This is a genomic window from Pseudomonas sp. FP1154 (assembly GCF_030687245.1).
In the GTDB taxonomy this organism is placed as follows: Bacteria; Pseudomonadota; Gammaproteobacteria; order Pseudomonadales; family Pseudomonadaceae; genus Aquipseudomonas; species Aquipseudomonas rhizophila.
The window spans coordinates 5360001-5374384 of record NZ_CP117465.1 but is presented as its reverse complement, the minus strand read 5'-3'; the positions used below and the strand labels follow the sequence as shown (position 1 = coordinate 5374384).

Below are 14384 nucleotides of genomic sequence, written 5' to 3'. Positions count from 1 at the left end.
AAAGCCCTTCGGGGGTCGTCATATTGCGTGCACCGTCCAGCTAAGCTACTGTGCCGGAACGTATGAACGAGACTTCCCCTGTGTCGATTGTCAGCAAACTTCTGGATCAATTGATCAAGGCACACGCCCGTTGGCGTTGGCGCGCCTGAACGTTCTCTGCCGGCCTGGCCGGACCTGTACCGATTTGCCTTCTTTACCCGCTTGAAAGTCGCTTCGCTGGCCCATCACACGCCTCGCCAAGCGCAACACCGCGCGGGTCACTCTCCGAAGGCTGTATTTCAAGTCAGTGAATTCAATAGGTTGCTTACGCCATGTTGCTGATGATCGATAACTACGACTCTTTTACCTACAACGTTGTGCAGTACCTGGGCGAGCTGGGCTCCGAGGTCAAGGTCGTGCGCAACGACGAACTGACCATCGCCGAAATCGAAGCCCTCAAGCCCGAGCGCATCGTGGTCTCTCCCGGTCCTTGCACGCCGACCGAAGCGGGCATTTCCATCGAAGCCATCAAGTATTTCGCCGGCAAGCTGCCGATCCTGGGTGTCTGCCTGGGGCACCAGTCGATCGGCCAGGCCTTTGGCGGCGACGTGGTGCGCGCCCGGCAAGTCATGCACGGTAAGACTAGCCCGGTATTTCACGAGAACAAGGGCGTGTTCGAAGGTCTGAATCTTCCGCTGACCGTCACCCGCTACCACTCCCTGATCGTCAAGCGCCAAACCCTGCCAGATTGTCTGGAGCTGACCGCCTGGACTCAGCTCGAGGACGGCTCTGTGGATGAAATCATGGGGCTTCGTCACAAAACGTTGAATATCGAAGGCGTGCAATTTCACCCCGAGTCTATTCTCACCGAACAGGGTCACGAGCTGTTCGCCAACTTCCTCAAACAAACCGGCGGCACGCGCTAAGGACTTTTCATGGATATCAAGACAGCCCTGAGCCGTATCGTCGGCCATCTCGACCTGAGCACCGACGAAATGCGCGATGTGATGCGCGAAATTATGACCGGCCAATGCTCGGATGCGCAGATCGGCGCGTTCATGATGGCCATGCGCATGAAGAGCGAGAGCATCGATGAGATCGTCGGCGCGGTTTCGGTCATGCGCGAGCTGGCGGACCAGGTCGAACTCAAGACCCTGGATGGCGTGGTGGATGTGGTGGGCACCGGCGGTGACGGCGCCAATATCTTCAACGTTTCCACGGCCTCGGCCTTCGTTGTCGCCGCGGCCGGTTGCACCGTTGCCAAGCATGGCAATCGTGCGGTCTCCGGCAAGAGTGGCAGCGCCGACCTGCTGGAGGCGGCCGGGATCTATCTGAACCTGACGCCAGTACAGGTGGCGCGTTGCATCGATAACGTGGGCATCGGTTTCATGTTCGCCCAGACCCACCACCGCGCCATGAAGTACGCCGCCGCGCCGCGTCGTGATCTGGGCCTGCGGACGATGTTCAATATGCTCGGCCCGCTTACGAATCCGGCCGGCGTGAAGCATCAAGTGGTCGGTGTGTTCAGCCAGGCATTGTGCCGACCCCTGGCCGAGGTCTTGCAGCGTCTGGGCAGCAAGCACGTGCTGGTGGTCCATTCGAAGGATGGCCTGGACGAATTCAGCCTGGCTGCACCCACGTACGTGGCTGAATTAAAAAATGATCAGATCAGCGAGTATTGGGTCGAACCTGAAGACCTGGGCATGAAGAGCCAGAGCCTGCATGGGCTGGCGGTGGATGGGCCGGCCCAGTCGCTGGAGCTGATTCGCGATGCCTTGGGGCGCCGCAAGACTGAAAATGGCCAGAAGGCCGCCGAGATGATCGTGCTCAATGCGGGCGCCGCGTTGTATGCGGCGGATCACGCCAGCAGCCTCAAGCAGGGCGTGGAACTGGCCCATGATGCGTTGCACACCGGCCTTGCCAGGGAAAAACTCGAAGAGTTGGGTGCATTTACCGCCGTATTCAAAGTGGAGAACGAAGGATGAGTGTGCCAACGGTTCTGGAAAACATTCTGGCTCGCAAGGCTCAAGAGGTTGCCGAACGCAGTGCTCGGGTCAGTCTGGCAGAGCTGGAAACCTTGGCGCGGGCAGCGGATGCGCCGCGTGGCTTTGCCAAGGCGCTGATCGATCAGGCCAAGAGAAAGCAGCCAGCGGTGATTGCCGAAATTAAAAAGGCTTCCCCCAGCAAAGGCGTGATTCGTGAACACTTCGTCCCCGCCGACATCGCCAAGAGCTATGAGAAGGGCGGTGCGACTTGCCTTTCGGTGCTGACCGATATTGATTTTTTCCAGGGCGCCGATGAATACCTCAAACAGGCGCGGGAGGCGTGCAAGCTGCCGGTGATTCGCAAGGATTTCATGATCGATCCTTACCAGATCGTTGAAGCCCGAGCCCTGGGCGCAGATTGCGTGCTGTTGATTGTGTCCGCCCTGGACGATGTGAAAATGGCCGAGCTGGCGGCGGTCGCCAAAGGCGTGGGCCTGGATGTCCTGGTAGAGGTCCACGATGGCGAGGAGCTGGAGCGGGCCTTGAAGACCCTCGATACTCCGCTGGTCGGGGTGAACAACCGTAACCTGCATACTTTCGAAGTCAGCCTGGAAACGACTCTGGATTTGTTGCCGCGTATTCCGCGTGATCGCTTGGTGATCACCGAGAGCGGGATCCTGAACCGGGCCGATGTCGAACTGATGGAAGTCAGCGATGTGTATTCGTTCCTGGTGGGCGAAGCGTTCATGCGCGCGGAAAATCCGGGTACCGAGTTGCAACGTCTGTTCTTCCCTGAACGCGGCGTTCCGATAAGCGGCTCGACGCTGGATTGATTCAATGTCGCCGGTGATTTCCCTGACCGTCGAAGCCGGTCTGCAAGCCGAACAGGATTTGCTGGCCAGCATCTGTGCAGGCGACGCTGAGTTCGGCTTGTTGTTCTGGCAGCCCAATGATCGCGCGCTGGTCATGCCTCGTCGTTTGAGTCGTTTACCGGGGTTCGAACACGCCTGCCAAATCTCGGCGGCCCACGACTGGCCAGTGCTGCTGCGCGAAACCGGCGGTGAGCCGGTGCCGCAGTCTGCCGCCACCGTCAATATCGCCCTGGTTTACGCTCCGCCGCGTAGTGAAGGCGACCATGGCCGCATCGAAACCGGTTATCGCCGGTTGTGTGATCCGATCTGCCAGTTATTGGATGAGCTGGGTGGGGTGGCTTCGTTGGGTGAAGTCGAGGGTGCGTTCTGCGACGGTCGATTCAACGTCAATCTCGACGGCCGGAAAATGGTCGGCACTGCTCAGCGCTGGCGTCAGAGCAAGGGCGGCCAACGCCCGGTGGGTCTGGTGCATGGAGCCCTGTTGCTGGAGAACGAACGCGAATCGATGGTTGCCGCGGTCAATCGTTTCAATGAAGCCTGTGGCCTGGCGCAGCGAGTGCGCGCCGAGAGTCATATTGCCTTGCATGAAAAATTCCCGGCGCCTCACGCGTTGCAGCGGCTTGAGGCGCTGTACCGGGAACTGCTGACCAGGCTGCTCGCCTAGCGCGTCCCAAAGACCACCATGGTCTTGCCTTTGACGCTGACCAGGTTGCGCTCTTCCAGATCCTTGAGCACACGACCGACCATCTCCCGCGAGCAACCCACAATCCGGCCGATTTCCTGGCGCGTCACCTTGATCTGCATGCCGTCCGGGTGGGTCATGGCATCGGGTTGCTTGCACAGTTCCAGCAAGCAGCGGGCGACGCGACCGGTCACGTCGAAGAAGGCGAGGTCGCCCACCTTGCGGGTAGTGTTGCGCAGGCGCTGTGCGATTTGTCCGCTGAGGACGTAAAGAATGTCGGGATCCTGCACCGACAGTTCCCGGAACTTGCTATAGCTGATCTCCGCGACCTCGCATTCGACCTTGGCCCGTACCCAGGCGCTACGTTCCTGTTCTTTGCCTGCCTGTTCAAACAATCCAAGTTCGCCGAAGAAATCCCCGGCGTTGAGATAGGCGATGATCATTTCGCGACCGTCATCATCCTCGATCAGGATCGTGACCGACCCTTTGATGATGAACGACAGGGTGTCGGAGCGATCGCCCGCGCAGATGATGTTGTGCTTGGCTGGATAGCGGCGACGCTGACAATGCATCAAGAGTTTGTCGAGATTCTTGATCTTGGGTGTGGGAGTAATGGCAACCATGGTTGTATCCCGAAAGACTGCGCGGTGTATTGATTTGGATTTTTTGTGGGGCGCGAATGGCAATCGCTATAGCTGGCCATACGCCAGCTAATTGGCGCCAGCTTAACAGAGGCGTCCTTAATTGATTTGAGAATTTACCTACACGTATTTGTCATGCGTCCTAAGGCAGAAGCCGCCGTGGCGGGGGGCTGTGCTAAGCTGGCGACCCTTTTTTCAGACAGTGGAGTCTTGGCGATGAAGGCACGCATCCAATGGGCTGGCGAAGCCATGTTCCTCGGTGAGTCAGGTAGCGGTCATGTGGTCGTCATGGATGGCCCGCCAGAAGCCGGAGGTCGGAACCTGGGTGTAAGGCCGATGGAAATGCTCCTGCTGGGCGTGGGTGGTTGCAGTAATTTCGATGTGGTCAGCATCCTTAAAAAATCGCGCCAGGCCGTCGAAAGTTGCGAAGCCTTCCTGGAAGCGGAGCGCGCCACCGAAGACCCGAAAGTGTTCACCAAGATTCACATGCATTTCGTGGTGAAGGGGCGTGCCTTGAAGGAAGCCCAGGTCAAGCGCGCCATTGAGCTGTCAGCCGAGAAATATTGCTCGGCTTCCATCATGCTCGGCGCCGCCGGTGTTGAAATCACTCACGATTATGAAATCATCGAATTGGGTTGAATCGACATCCAACCATCATAAAAGCAGTGCAAGCTCTGGCGATCAGAAGCCGACCTCTGCATAATGCGCCACTTTTTTCAGGGCAGTGATCGGTCCTCCGGCCGGTCCCTTGTCTGGACAGACAACCAAAATCGCCATCGCGAAGAGGTGTTAACCGTCCTACGCAGGTGCGTCGTTCGCATCTGACGGGCATGCTTGATCACGCGGCCAGGCCGCAATACATAGAGAGTTTTCAAACGGTGAAAAGCAAACTCAAGCTCCATGGGTTCAATAACCTGACAAAGACCTTGAGCTTCAACATCTATGACATCTGCTATGCGGAAACCCCGCAGGACCAGCAGGCCTACGTCGAGTACATCAATAAAGAGTACAACGCCAAGCGCCTCACGCAGATCCTCACGGAAGTTGTCGATATCATTGGTGCCAACATCCTGAACATCGCCAGTCAGGACTATGAACCCCAAGGCGCCAGCGTGACCATTCTGATCTCGGAAGAACCGGTGACACCGACCGACAGCCAGATCGAAGAGTCCCCGGGCCCATTGCCGGAAATCATCCTGGCCCACCTCGACAAGAGCCACATTACGGTACATACCTACCCGGAAATCCACCCGGTGGATGGCATTGCGACGTTCCGTGTGGACATTGACGTGTCGACCTGTGGCGTCATTTCACCGCTCAAGGCACTCAATTTCCTGATTCACCAGTTCGACTCGGACATCGTGACGGTGGATTATCGCGTGCGTGGCTTTACCCGCGACGTTGAAGGCCACAAGCACTTTATTGATCACGAGATCAACTCGATTCAGAACTATCTCTCCGAAGACACTCGCGACGCGTATCAGATGACCGACGTGAACGTGTATCAGGAAAACCTGTTCCACACCAAAATGCTGCTCAAGAACTTCGAGCTTGATAACTACCTGTTCGGGGACGCTACCAGCAACCTTTCTGCTGAACAGCGGGATCAGGTGGAAGACCGTGTGAAACACGAGATGCTGGAAATTTTCTACGCGCGCAACATGCCACGCTGAAGGTTTCAGCTACAAAAAAGGCGGCTCCCCATGGGAGTCGCCTTTTTTAGTTTCTGTAGAACGTGGATGAACGCACAGGCCTGCAACGCTGTGGCGTGGGTATAACCCCTTCGCCACCCTTGCACGATCAGATTCGATAGGTGCTCTTGGTCATGACCTTGGCCAGCAGGCTCATGCCGAACTTCACCGGCGCTGGAAAACGAAACCCTCCGGCCTCGAGCGCACTTTCGGCGTGCTGCTCTTCATCCTCGCGCATCTGCTTGAGAATCGCCCGGGACTTTTCGTCCTCGGCCGGCAACTGCTCCAAGTGCTCATTCAGGTGTTTGCACACCTGATGTTCAGTGGCCGCCACAAAGCCGAGGCTGACTTTGTCGCTGATCAGCCCGGCCACTGCACCGATTCCAAATGACATCCCATAAAACAACGGGTTCAGGACGCTGGTATGGCTGCCCAGTTGGTGAATGCGTTGTTCGCACCAGACCAGATGGTCGATTTCTTCCTCGGCGGCATGCTCCATCGCCTCACGTACCTGGGGCAGCTTCGCCGTCAGCGCCTGGCCCTGATACAGCGCCTGGGCGCAGACTTCACCGGTGTGGTTGATGCGCATCAGCCCAGCGACATGGCGGGTTTGCTCGTCACTCATTTGCACGTCTGGCTGCACGATAGCCGGCGATGGACGGTAGGGCTGACCACTGAAGGGCAGCAGCGTACGCATCGCGGTATCAGCTTGCAGCAGTAGACGGTCAATCGGTGAGTAGTGACGTTGGGTAGTCATGCTTACCTCCGGGAAAAATCTCGGCGGCCAGTTTAACTCAATCGGCCGCTCAGGATTTGCGTTGGGTCAGGGTATCAACCCGGCGGCCAGTTCATCTGGCGCTGCCCAAGCACATGCATATGAATGTGATAGACGGTCTGTCCCCCAAGTTCATTGCAGTTCATCACCACACGAAAACCTTCTTCGCAGCCCAGTTCAAGCGCCAGGCGCTGGGCAGTGAACAGGATATGCCCGGCCAAGCCTTTGTCTTCTTCGGTCAGATCATTGAGCGTGCGGATCGGTTTCTTTGGGATGACCAGGAAATGCACAGGTGCTTGAGGGGCGATGTCGTGGAACGCCAGAACTTGATCATCTTCGTAAATGATCTTGGCCGGAATCTCCCGGTTGATGATCTTGGTAAACAGAGTATCCACAGCTGTTTCTCCATTGGGTTAGTCGAGCTTGAGTGTACTTAAGGCGCGATTGGCGAGCCCGGTTTTTCACGGGAAAAGGCATTCAGCGGGGGCAGCAGGCCTTGTTGGTCATGCCGGCAATCGTGCGAACCAGCCATCGCGGGCCCAGTCGCGGCAACGCCGCCAGCCAGCGATTGCGGCGCCCAGGAATGATGATCGCCCGGTTTTTTTCCAGTGCGCGCACGGCATACAGCGCGACTTCCTCCGGGCTCATCAGGGTTTGACTGTCGTTGAATTTCTGTTCATTGAGCTGCGCCCGGGCGAAAAAGCCGGTTCGTGTCGGGCCAGGGCAAAGCACCGATACCTTTATTGCGCTTTTTTTCAGCTCGACCCGCAGGGCTTCGGAGAAATGCAGCACGTAAGCCTTGCTGGCGTGATAGGTGCTCATCCAGGGGCCAGGCTGGAACGCGGCGATCGATGCAACGTTCAGGATCTGGCCACCGCCCTGCAGCGCCATGCTGTTGCCCACCGAGTGACAGAGCCGCGTCAAGGCGAGGATGTTGACTTCGATCAGGTCCTGCTCGGTCATCCAGTCCTGGCCCAGGAACGGCCCGCTGGTGCCGATACCGGCACAATTGACCAGCAGGTCGATCTGTCGCTCGCCTTCTTCCAGCTCGAGCAGAAAGCCTGAAAGCCTCAGCGGTTCTCCCAGGTCACAGGCCCGGAACAACACCTCCACGCCAAAACGCTGAGTCAGTTCGATTGCAATACTTTCCAGCCGATCACGCTGTCGAGCCACCAATATCAGGTCGCGACCGCGGCGGGCGAGTGCTTCGGCCATTGCCAGGCCAATGCCACTGGAGGCGCCAGTGATCAGAGCGTAACGGGTCATGCAGTTCTCCATCGCAACGGCCCGTCACCAGTGTACTGAGCTGTCACCGGCACGAAGCGCGCTTATTGTTCCTCTTCATAGTCTACAGAAGGCGCAGCAGGCTCGGCTGCTTCGACGGCTGGTTCTGCAGTGTCTTCATCAATGAGCTCGCTGCTCTCATAGCTGCTCAAGGAACTGCTGTCGTATTCCTCTGTGATGCCGCTGAATGCACCGGCCATTGCGGCAAGGAAAGCCACCACGATCATGACAATCCACAGTGACGAAAGTACCTTGACCGCAGTGCTGTTGGGCGGCGGCGGGGGGCCATAGCGATTGGCGCCGGTGTTGCCGGGCAAGGCCATGAGTACGAAGGGGAAGACACTGCCCACGAACGGCACCAGGTTGAGCAGCCACAACCACCCGGACCAACCCAGGTCGTGCAGGCGCTGGACGCTGAACTGGATGCTTACATAAGCAAAGCCCAGTGCGATGATCAGTCCCAGCAGGCCGCCGACGATCATTGCCGCTGTGGAGCTGGAGGCGAGGAACCAGGTCACGCCCAATGAAAAGGCTGTGCCCACCACAAACAGCATGACCAGCGTCAAGGCCATGGTCCAGCCCAGGAAGCGCAGTCGTCCGATGCGCCCATCGAAGCTGAAGGGCTTGAGCGTGCTGTACTCGGCCATTGCCTCACCCACCTCGGCTCGGGGTGGCGCGTAGGGCGATACCGGGTCGATGATGGAGTCCGGGTGGCGTCCGTTCGACGGCGGCGAATGCTGTACCTCGTCCAGGTTCAGTTCGAGGGAAGGTTCGGCTTCGATTCGTGCATCGATCCCGCTCTTGTTGAGAGCCTCCAGGTACTTCTGCGCTTCGGCCTGGGACAGGTTGCTTTTAAGCGCCACCTTGCGCCCGCTGAACAACCGCTCAATGGCACTGACATCGCTTTTGAACAGTTCAGCCAGGTTGAGCTTGGCTGTGGTGGTTTCGACACCCGGCAGCAGGGCTCCATCGAATACGATATTGAAACGGGTTTCGCTCATGCCAGGCATCCTTGTCTCATAAGGTTAAGCAATGGTTTTGATCCGGTTGATTTCAGCGGGGCCATTGGCCGCCGAGTTGTGTCGCGCGGGCCAGCGCTTGCCGGTATTCTTCATCCAGGCGTGTCACTAGCTGATCGACACTTGGCAGATCATGGATTTCACCCACGCCCTGGCCTGCGGACCATACGGTTTTCCAGGCCTTGGCTTCGTCGTTCAGTGGCTTGAGTTTGGAACCGAAATCCACCTCGCCCTTGCCCTGCAGGGCGGCCAGGTCGAAACCGGCGTTTTCCAGGCTTTGGCGCATGAAGCTGGCCGGCACTCCAGACACCGCAGGAGTATGCACGATGTCTGCGGCTCTGGATGTGAGCAACATCTCTTTATAAGCGTCAGGCGCATGGCTTTCGGTCGTGCCGATGAAGCGTGTGCCGAAGTAGGCCAAATCCGCGCCAAGCAGTTGGGCGGCCAGAATCTGATGGCCGTGGTTCAGACATCCCGCAAGCAGCAGGGTTTTGTCGAAGAACTGGCGGATTTCGGCGACCAGTGAGAAAGGGCTCCAGGTCCCGGCGTGGCCACCTGCGCCGGCGGCGACCGCTATCAAGCCGTCGACACCGGCTTGGGCAGCTTTCTCAGCATGACGGCGCGTGGTGACATCGTGGAATACCAGCCCACCATAGCTGTGAACCGCATCCACCAGTTCTTTCACGGCGCCCAGGCTGGTGATGACAATCGGCACCTTATGTTCGATGCAGATGGCCAGGTCGGCCTGAAGTCGTGGGTTGCTATGATGGACGATCAGGTTCACGGCATAGGGTGCCGGGTTTTCCATTGTTGCCAGGCCCGCTTCGATTTCTTCCAGCCAAGCCTTGAAACCACTGCTTTCGCGCTGGTTCAGCGCCGGAAAGCTGCCGACGATTCCGTTGCGGCAGCAGGCCAGTACCAGCGGTGGATTGGAAATCAGAAACATCGGCGCTGCCACGACGGGCAGGCGCAAACGTTGTTCGAGCAGAGCGGGCAGCGACATCGGAAGTACCCCGGATAAGGTGGTGCTGATTGAAAGTTAGAACGGCCGAACCACGACCAGAATTACGATAGCCAGCAATATCAGAACCGGCACTTCATTGAACCAGCGATAAAAGACATGGCTGCGGGTGTTTTCGCCACGGGCGAAGCGCTTCAATTGCGCGCCGCACATATGGTGATAGCCGATCAGCAATACCACCAGGGTCAGCTTGGCGTGCATCCAGCCGCCTTGAGTGAAGTAGGCACTGGCGTTGAGACTCAGCAGCCAGATGCCGAATACGAGGGTGGCGATCATCGCCGGCCCCATGATGCCGCGATACAGCTTGCGCTCCATGACGATGAAGCGTTCTTTGCTGACGCTGTCTTCGCTTTGGGCGTGATAGACGAACAGGCGAGGCAGGTAGAACAGGCCGGCGAACCAGCAGACCATGCTGATGATATGAAGTGCTTTGAGCCATAGATAGAGCATTTTTTTGTATTCCCAGATTCACGGTAGCCCGATAGTAGAGGCTAGAGCGGCCACACGTCACCTTGGCGGTTGTCGCCGGGCCGCGCGGCCCCTATCATCGACAGCTTTCCAGTGGGTTCGTTGAGGGCAGGTATATGGTCAAGGTCGGTATCGTCGGCGGCACGGGTTACACCGGTGTCGAACTGCTGCGTCTGTTGGCACAGCATCCGCAGGCTGAGGTGGTGGTCATTACCTCCCGATCCGAGGCTGGACTGGCCGTCGCCGACATGTATCCGAACCTGCGGGGCCATTACGACGGCCTGGCGTTCAGCGTTCCGGACATCAAGACCCTCGGGGCCTGTGATGTGGTGTTCTTCGCCACGCCTCACGGTGTTGCCCATGCCCTGGCAGGCGAGCTGCTGGCCGCCGGGACCAAGGTCATCGACCTGTCGGCAGATTTCCGTCTGCAGGACGCTGAAGAGTGGGCCAAATGGTACGGTCAGCCACACGGTGCGCCAGATCTGCTGGACGAGGCGGTCTACGGCCTGCCGGAAGTCAATCGCGAGAAAATCAGGCAGGCACGGTTGATCGCTGTCCCGGGCTGCTATCCAACGGCAACGCAACTGGGTTTCCTGCCGCTGCTCGAGGCGGGGCTTGCTGATGCGTCGCGTCTGATCGCCGACTGCAAGTCGGGTGTCAGCGGTGCCGGCCGTGGTGCCAGTGTCGGCTCGTTGTACTCCGAGACGTCGGAAAGCATGAAGGCGTATGCCGTCAAAGGCCACCGTCATCTGCCGGAAATCCGCCAGGGGCTGCGTCGCGCGGCAGGCAAGGATGTCGGCCTGACTTTTGTGCCGCACCTGACGCCGATGATTCGGGGCATTCACTCCACGCTGTACGCAACCGTCGTCGACCGTTCCGTAGACCTGCAAGCGTTGTTCGAGAAGCGTTACGCCAACGAACCGTTCGTCGATGTGATGCCGGCTGGCAGCCACCCTGAAACTCGTAGCGTACGCGGCGCTAACGTTTGCCGGATCGCGGTGCATCGCCCACAGGATGGCGATCTGGTAGTGGTGTTGTCGGTCATCGATAATCTGGTCAAAGGCGCGTCCGGCCAGGCTGTGCAGAACTTGAACATCCTGTTCGGGCTGGATGAGCGTCTGGGTCTGTCCCACGCTGGGATGTTGCCTTAACTCCAATCTGAGGCTGCAAGCTTGAAGCGCCAGGCTTGCAGCTCATAACGTGTAGTTTGCGCCTGCCTCTCAAATAGTTGACCGATTTTCTAGGAGAAGCGGATAATGCGCGTCATCACGCATTATGGCGGCGTAAGCGCCGGGAGATATTCAGCATGAGCGTCGAAACCTTCACCCCCACGGCTTTGCAATTCACCCACGGTGCCGCGCACAAGGTGAAGAGTCTGGTCGATGAGGAGGGGAATGATCGTTTAAAGCTGCGCGTTTTTGTGACGGGCGGCGGTTGTTCGGGTTTTCAATACGGCTTCACTTTCGATGAGGAAGTGGCTGATGACGACACCATCGTCGAACGCGAAGGTGTCAGCCTCGTGGTCGATCCGATGAGCTTCCAGTACCTGGCGGGTGCTGAGGTGGATTATCAGGAAGGGCTGGAAGGGTCGCGCTTCGTCATCAAGAACCCTAACGCCACCACAACCTGTGGATGCGGTTCTTCGTTTTCGATCTGAGGCTTTAAATAAGAACGCCGCAGCGCCTTACGGCTCTGCGGCGTTTTGCTGTGCGGCGAAAAATGGATTCAGGCGGGATAGATTGCGCCGAGTATGCGCAAACCCCGTGCGCCGGTGACACTTGGGCGATTCGCTGAAATGCCTTCAAGGCAGCAATGGGCCAGCCAGGCAAAGGCCATGGCTTCGACCCAATCCGGGTCTACACCGTAAGTGGCTGTGCTGCTGACTTGGGTGTTTGGCAGTAAGTCGGCCAGCCGCTTCATGAGTGTGCGGTTGTGCGCGCCGCCGCCGCAAACCAGCAGCTCTTGAGTGTTGGTCTGGGCATTCTGCAGTGAGTGGACGATGGTCAGGGCCGTCAGTTCGAGTAGCGTTGCCTGCACGTCTTCAGGGGCGAAGACCGGTAGGTGCGACAGGTGCTGGGTCAGCCAGGACAGGTTGAACACTTCGCGCCCTGTGCTTTTAGGGCCTTGAGTGACAAAGAAAGGGTCGCCAAGCAGAGCCTTTAGCAGAGCCGGTTCGACTTTTCCGCTGGCAGCCCACAGACCATCGCGATCAAAGTGCTCGCCCCGTTGCTGATGTATCCAGGCGTCCAGCAATACGTTGCCAGGGCCGCAATCGAAACCGGCTACGGGCTTTTCGGGTTCTATCAGGCTGAGATTGCTGAAGCCGCCGATATTCAGTACGGCGCGATTGCCGGCCCGTTCTTCAAACAGTGCTTCGTGAAACGCAGGAACCAGCGGGGCGCCTTGCCCGCCAGCAGCGACATCGCGACTGCGAAAATCGCTGACGACGGCAATGCCGGTCAATTCGCTCAACAATGCTGGGTTGCCGATCTGCACGGTAAAGCCACGGGCCGGTTCGTGTCGTATGGTCTGACCATGGCTACCGATTGCCCGGATACCTTCAGGTTTGAGCTTCTGTGCGTCGAGCAGCGTGTGGACGCCCTGCGCAGCCAGCCTTACCCAGTTTTGTTGGGCAATGGCTGAGCGAGCGATCTCATCGGGCCCGCTGCTGCATAACTCGAGCATTTCGGTGCGCAGGGAGGCGGGCATGGGGATGTAGTGCGTGGCGATCAACTTGATCGCCGGAGTCAGTTCGATCAGCGCGATATCCAGTCCATCCAGGCTGGTGCCAGACATCACGCCGATATAGTGCGCCATGGTTTAGCGCTTGCTTGAGGCGAGCATGGTGGCTTTTTCCTGGTCCATGCGAGCCATCAAGGGTTGGCTCTGAGCCAGGAAGCGTGAGCGCTCGGACTTGGCAATCGGATCGGCCATGGGGAGCTTCTGGCCCAGCGGATCAACGTGAACGCCGTTGACCTGGAATTCATAATGCAAATGCGGCCCGGTGGACAGACCGGTAGTGCCAATATAGCCAATCACCTGGCCTTGCTTGACGCTGCCGCCGGTTTTCACGCCTTTTGCGAAGCCCTGCATATGGCCATACAGCGTACGGTAAGTGTTGCCGTGCTGGATGATCACGGTGTTGCCATAGCCACCCCGGCGTCCGGCCAACAGCACTTTGCCGTCTCCGGCGGCCTTGATTGGGGTGCCGCGGGGAGCTGCGTAGTCGACGCCTTTATGGGCGCGGATCTTGTTCAGGATTGGATGTTTGCGGCCTACGGAGAATCTTGAGCTGATGCGGGCGAAATCAACCGGCGTACGGATAAATGCCTTGCGCATGCTGTTGCCGTCGGCAGTGTAATAGCTGCTGTTGCCTTGTTTGTTGGTGTAGCGCACCGCCGTGTAGGTCTTGCCGCGATTGGTGAAGCGGGCGGAAAGAATAGGGCCGTTGCCGACGCTTTTTCCGTTGACCATTTTCTGTTCGTAAATGACGTCGAACTCGTCGCCCTGGCGAATATCCTGAGCGAAGTCGATGTCGTAGCCAAACACGCTGGCCATGTCCATTGTCAGGCTATGGGAAAGGCCGGCGCGTGCGGCCGATTGCGACAATGAGCTGTTAATGACGCCGTGAGCATAGGCTGAGCGCACGGTTGGTTTGGTGATGACGCGGTTGAACGCATAACCCTTGTCGTTTTTGCTCAGGGTGATGCTTTCCAGGTCACTTAGTTTGGTATGCAGGCTGGTCAGTTGTCCGTCTGGGCTGAGTTCGAACTCGAGTTTCTGACCCCTCTGGAGCCGAGCGAACTGTTTGGCTTTCTTGTCGCTGGCCAGGACCTCGTGGACCAGGGTCGACGGCAGCCCAACCTTTTCGAAGAGAGTGGAGAGCGTGTCGCCTTTGGCAACTATGACCTCATGGTGGCCCGGGTCTTTCTTTTCTTCGATCGCAGGCTCCGCTTGGGCGGACGCG

At 58.3% G+C, this 14384-nt stretch carries 17 protein-coding genes (1 of these 17 only partly in view); 8 read left to right on the top strand and 9 right to left on the bottom strand.

Going from position 1 to position 14384, the window contains the following annotated elements; genetic code table 11:
* The first annotated feature begins 311 nt into the window (after window positions 1-311).
* The 4 genes from PSH91_RS24120 to PSH91_RS24105 are packed head-to-tail and all read left to right on the top strand — an operon-like array spanning window position 312 to window position 3500.
* Window positions 312-905: an aminodeoxychorismate/anthranilate synthase component II gene (locus tag PSH91_RS24120; RefSeq protein ID WP_047228053.1), complete on the top strand. Its 594-nt coding sequence runs from the start codon at window positions 312-314 to the stop codon at window positions 903-905.
* Between the two features lie 9 nt (window positions 906-914).
* Window positions 915-1964, top strand: a complete 1050-nt coding sequence (gene trpD, locus PSH91_RS24115) for an anthranilate phosphoribosyltransferase (RefSeq protein WP_092400967.1) — start codon at window positions 915-917, stop codon at window positions 1962-1964.
* A complete protein-coding gene (trpC, locus tag PSH91_RS24110) occupies window positions 1961-2797 on the top strand; it encodes an indole-3-glycerol phosphate synthase TrpC (RefSeq protein WP_047228051.1) in 837 nt (278 codons plus the stop codon). The genes trpD and trpC overlap by 4 nt, the downstream gene beginning before the upstream one ends.
* A 4-nt stretch (window positions 2798-2801) precedes the next feature.
* Window positions 2802-3500: a lipoate--protein ligase family protein gene (locus tag PSH91_RS24105; protein ID WP_047228050.1), complete on the top strand. Its 699-nt coding sequence runs from the start codon at window positions 2802-2804 to the stop codon at window positions 3498-3500.
* Here PSH91_RS24105 and crp read toward each other — a convergent pair.
* The gene (crp, locus tag PSH91_RS24100; protein ID WP_047228049.1) at window positions 3497-4141 is read right to left on the bottom strand and encodes a cAMP-activated global transcriptional regulator CRP; all 645 of its coding nucleotides are present in this window, start codon (window positions 4139-4141) and stop codon (window positions 3497-3499) included. The two genes, PSH91_RS24105 and crp, sit on opposite strands and share 4 nt — an antisense overlap.
* A gap of 234 nt (window positions 4142-4375) precedes the next feature.
* Between crp and PSH91_RS24095 the strand changes: the two genes are divergently transcribed.
* A complete protein-coding gene (locus tag PSH91_RS24095; protein WP_003206127.1) occupies window positions 4376-4798 on the top strand; it encodes an OsmC family protein in 423 nt (140 codons plus the stop codon).
* Between the two features lie 239 nt (window positions 4799-5037).
* The gene (gene speD, locus PSH91_RS24090; RefSeq protein ID WP_047228048.1) at window positions 5038-5832 is read left to right on the top strand and encodes an adenosylmethionine decarboxylase; all 795 of its coding nucleotides are present in this window, start codon (window positions 5038-5040) and stop codon (window positions 5830-5832) included.
* Between the two features lie 127 nt (window positions 5833-5959).
* Here speD and coq7 read toward each other — a convergent pair whose 3' ends face one another.
* The 6 genes from coq7 to hemJ all read right to left on the bottom strand — a co-directional run bounded on the left by coq7 (window position 5960) and on the right by hemJ (window position 10399).
* Window positions 5960-6607, bottom strand: a complete 648-nt coding sequence (gene coq7 / locus PSH91_RS24085) for a 2-polyprenyl-3-methyl-6-methoxy-1,4-benzoquinone monooxygenase (RefSeq protein ID WP_047228047.1) — start codon at window positions 6605-6607, stop codon at window positions 5960-5962.
* A 74-nt stretch (window positions 6608-6681) separates the two neighbouring features.
* On the bottom strand, window positions 6682-7020 hold the full coding sequence (locus PSH91_RS24080; protein WP_003316306.1) for a histidine triad nucleotide-binding protein: 339 nt from the start codon (window positions 7018-7020) through the stop codon (window positions 6682-6684).
* An 82-nt stretch (window positions 7021-7102) separates the two neighbouring features.
* Window positions 7103-7891 (bottom strand): SDR family oxidoreductase, encoded by a 789-nt coding sequence (locus tag PSH91_RS24075; RefSeq protein ID WP_047228046.1) that lies wholly within the window; start codon window positions 7889-7891, stop codon window positions 7103-7105.
* Window positions 7892-7953: 62 nt separating this feature from the next.
* Window positions 7954-8910, bottom strand: coding sequence for a DUF805 domain-containing protein (locus PSH91_RS24070; protein ID WP_047228045.1), 957 nt, complete (start codon window positions 8908-8910; stop codon window positions 7954-7956).
* Between the two features lie 52 nt (window positions 8911-8962).
* A complete protein-coding gene (locus PSH91_RS24065) occupies window positions 8963-9931 on the bottom strand; it encodes a nitronate monooxygenase family protein (protein ID WP_076383441.1) in 969 nt (322 codons plus the stop codon).
* A gap of 36 nt (window positions 9932-9967) precedes the next feature.
* Window positions 9968-10399, bottom strand: coding sequence for a protoporphyrinogen oxidase HemJ (hemJ, locus tag PSH91_RS24060; RefSeq protein ID WP_047228043.1), 432 nt, complete (start codon window positions 10397-10399; stop codon window positions 9968-9970).
* A 134-nt stretch (window positions 10400-10533) separates the two neighbouring features.
* Here hemJ and argC point away from each other — a divergent pair, with 134 nt between their 5' ends.
* The gene (argC, locus tag PSH91_RS24055) at window positions 10534-11568 is read left to right on the top strand and encodes an N-acetyl-gamma-glutamyl-phosphate reductase (RefSeq protein WP_047228042.1); all 1035 of its coding nucleotides are present in this window, start codon (window positions 10534-10536) and stop codon (window positions 11566-11568) included.
* 155 nt (window positions 11569-11723) lie between these two features.
* Complete coding sequence (gene erpA, locus PSH91_RS24050; RefSeq protein WP_003206114.1) at window positions 11724-12074, top strand: iron-sulfur cluster insertion protein ErpA; 351 nt, start codon at window positions 11724-11726, stop codon at window positions 12072-12074.
* Between the two features lie 68 nt (window positions 12075-12142).
* Here the strand turns inward: erpA and PSH91_RS24045 are convergent, their stop codons facing one another.
* Entirely contained in the window at window positions 12143-13234 is a 1092-nt protein-coding gene (locus PSH91_RS24045; protein WP_047228041.1) for an anhydro-N-acetylmuramic acid kinase, read from the bottom strand.
* Window positions 13235-13237: 3 nt separating this feature from the next.
* On the bottom strand, window positions 13238-14384 hold the 3' portion of the coding sequence (locus PSH91_RS24040; protein ID WP_274090707.1) for a peptidoglycan DD-metalloendopeptidase family protein. The gene runs 266 nt beyond the window's last position; the window shows 1147 of its 1413 coding nt (coding positions 267-1413); its start codon lies beyond the right edge, outside the window; its stop codon occupies window positions 13238-13240.

Coding starts and splice junctions, on each gene's coding strand:
- PSH91_RS24120 (WP_047228053.1), top strand. CDS start 312: ATGTTGCTGATGATCGATAACTACGACTCTTTTACCTACAACGTTGTG.
- trpD (WP_092400967.1), top strand. CDS start 915: ATGGATATCAAGACAGCCCTGAGCCGTATCGTCGGCCATCTCGACCTG.
- trpC (WP_047228051.1), top strand. CDS start 1,961: ATGAGTGTGCCAACGGTTCTGGAAAACATTCTGGCTCGCAAGGCTCAA.
- PSH91_RS24105 (WP_047228050.1), top strand. CDS start 2,802: ATGTCGCCGGTGATTTCCCTGACCGTCGAAGCCGGTCTGCAAGCCGAA.
- crp (WP_047228049.1), bottom strand. CDS start 4,141: ATGGTTGCCATTACTCCCACACCCAAGATCAAGAATCTCGACAAACTC.
- PSH91_RS24095 (WP_003206127.1), top strand. CDS start 4,376: ATGAAGGCACGCATCCAATGGGCTGGCGAAGCCATGTTCCTCGGTGAG.
- coq7 (WP_047228047.1), bottom strand. CDS start 6,607: ATGACTACCCAACGTCACTACTCACCGATTGACCGTCTACTGCTGCAA.
- PSH91_RS24075 (WP_047228046.1), bottom strand. CDS start 7,891: ATGACCCGTTACGCTCTGATCACTGGCGCCTCCAGTGGCATTGGCCTG.
- PSH91_RS24070 (WP_047228045.1), bottom strand. CDS start 8,910: ATGAGCGAAACCCGTTTCAATATCGTATTCGATGGAGCCCTGCTGCCG.
- PSH91_RS24065 (WP_076383441.1), bottom strand. CDS start 9,931: ATGTCGCTGCCCGCTCTGCTCGAACAACGTTTGCGCCTGCCCGTCGTG.
- hemJ (WP_047228043.1), bottom strand. CDS start 10,399: ATGCTCTATCTATGGCTCAAAGCACTTCATATCATCAGCATGGTCTGC.
- argC (WP_047228042.1), top strand. CDS start 10,534: ATGGTCAAGGTCGGTATCGTCGGCGGCACGGGTTACACCGGTGTCGAA.
- erpA (WP_003206114.1), top strand. CDS start 11,724: ATGAGCGTCGAAACCTTCACCCCCACGGCTTTGCAATTCACCCACGGT.
- PSH91_RS24045 (WP_047228041.1), bottom strand. CDS start 13,234: ATGGCGCACTATATCGGCGTGATGTCTGGCACCAGCCTGGATGGACTG.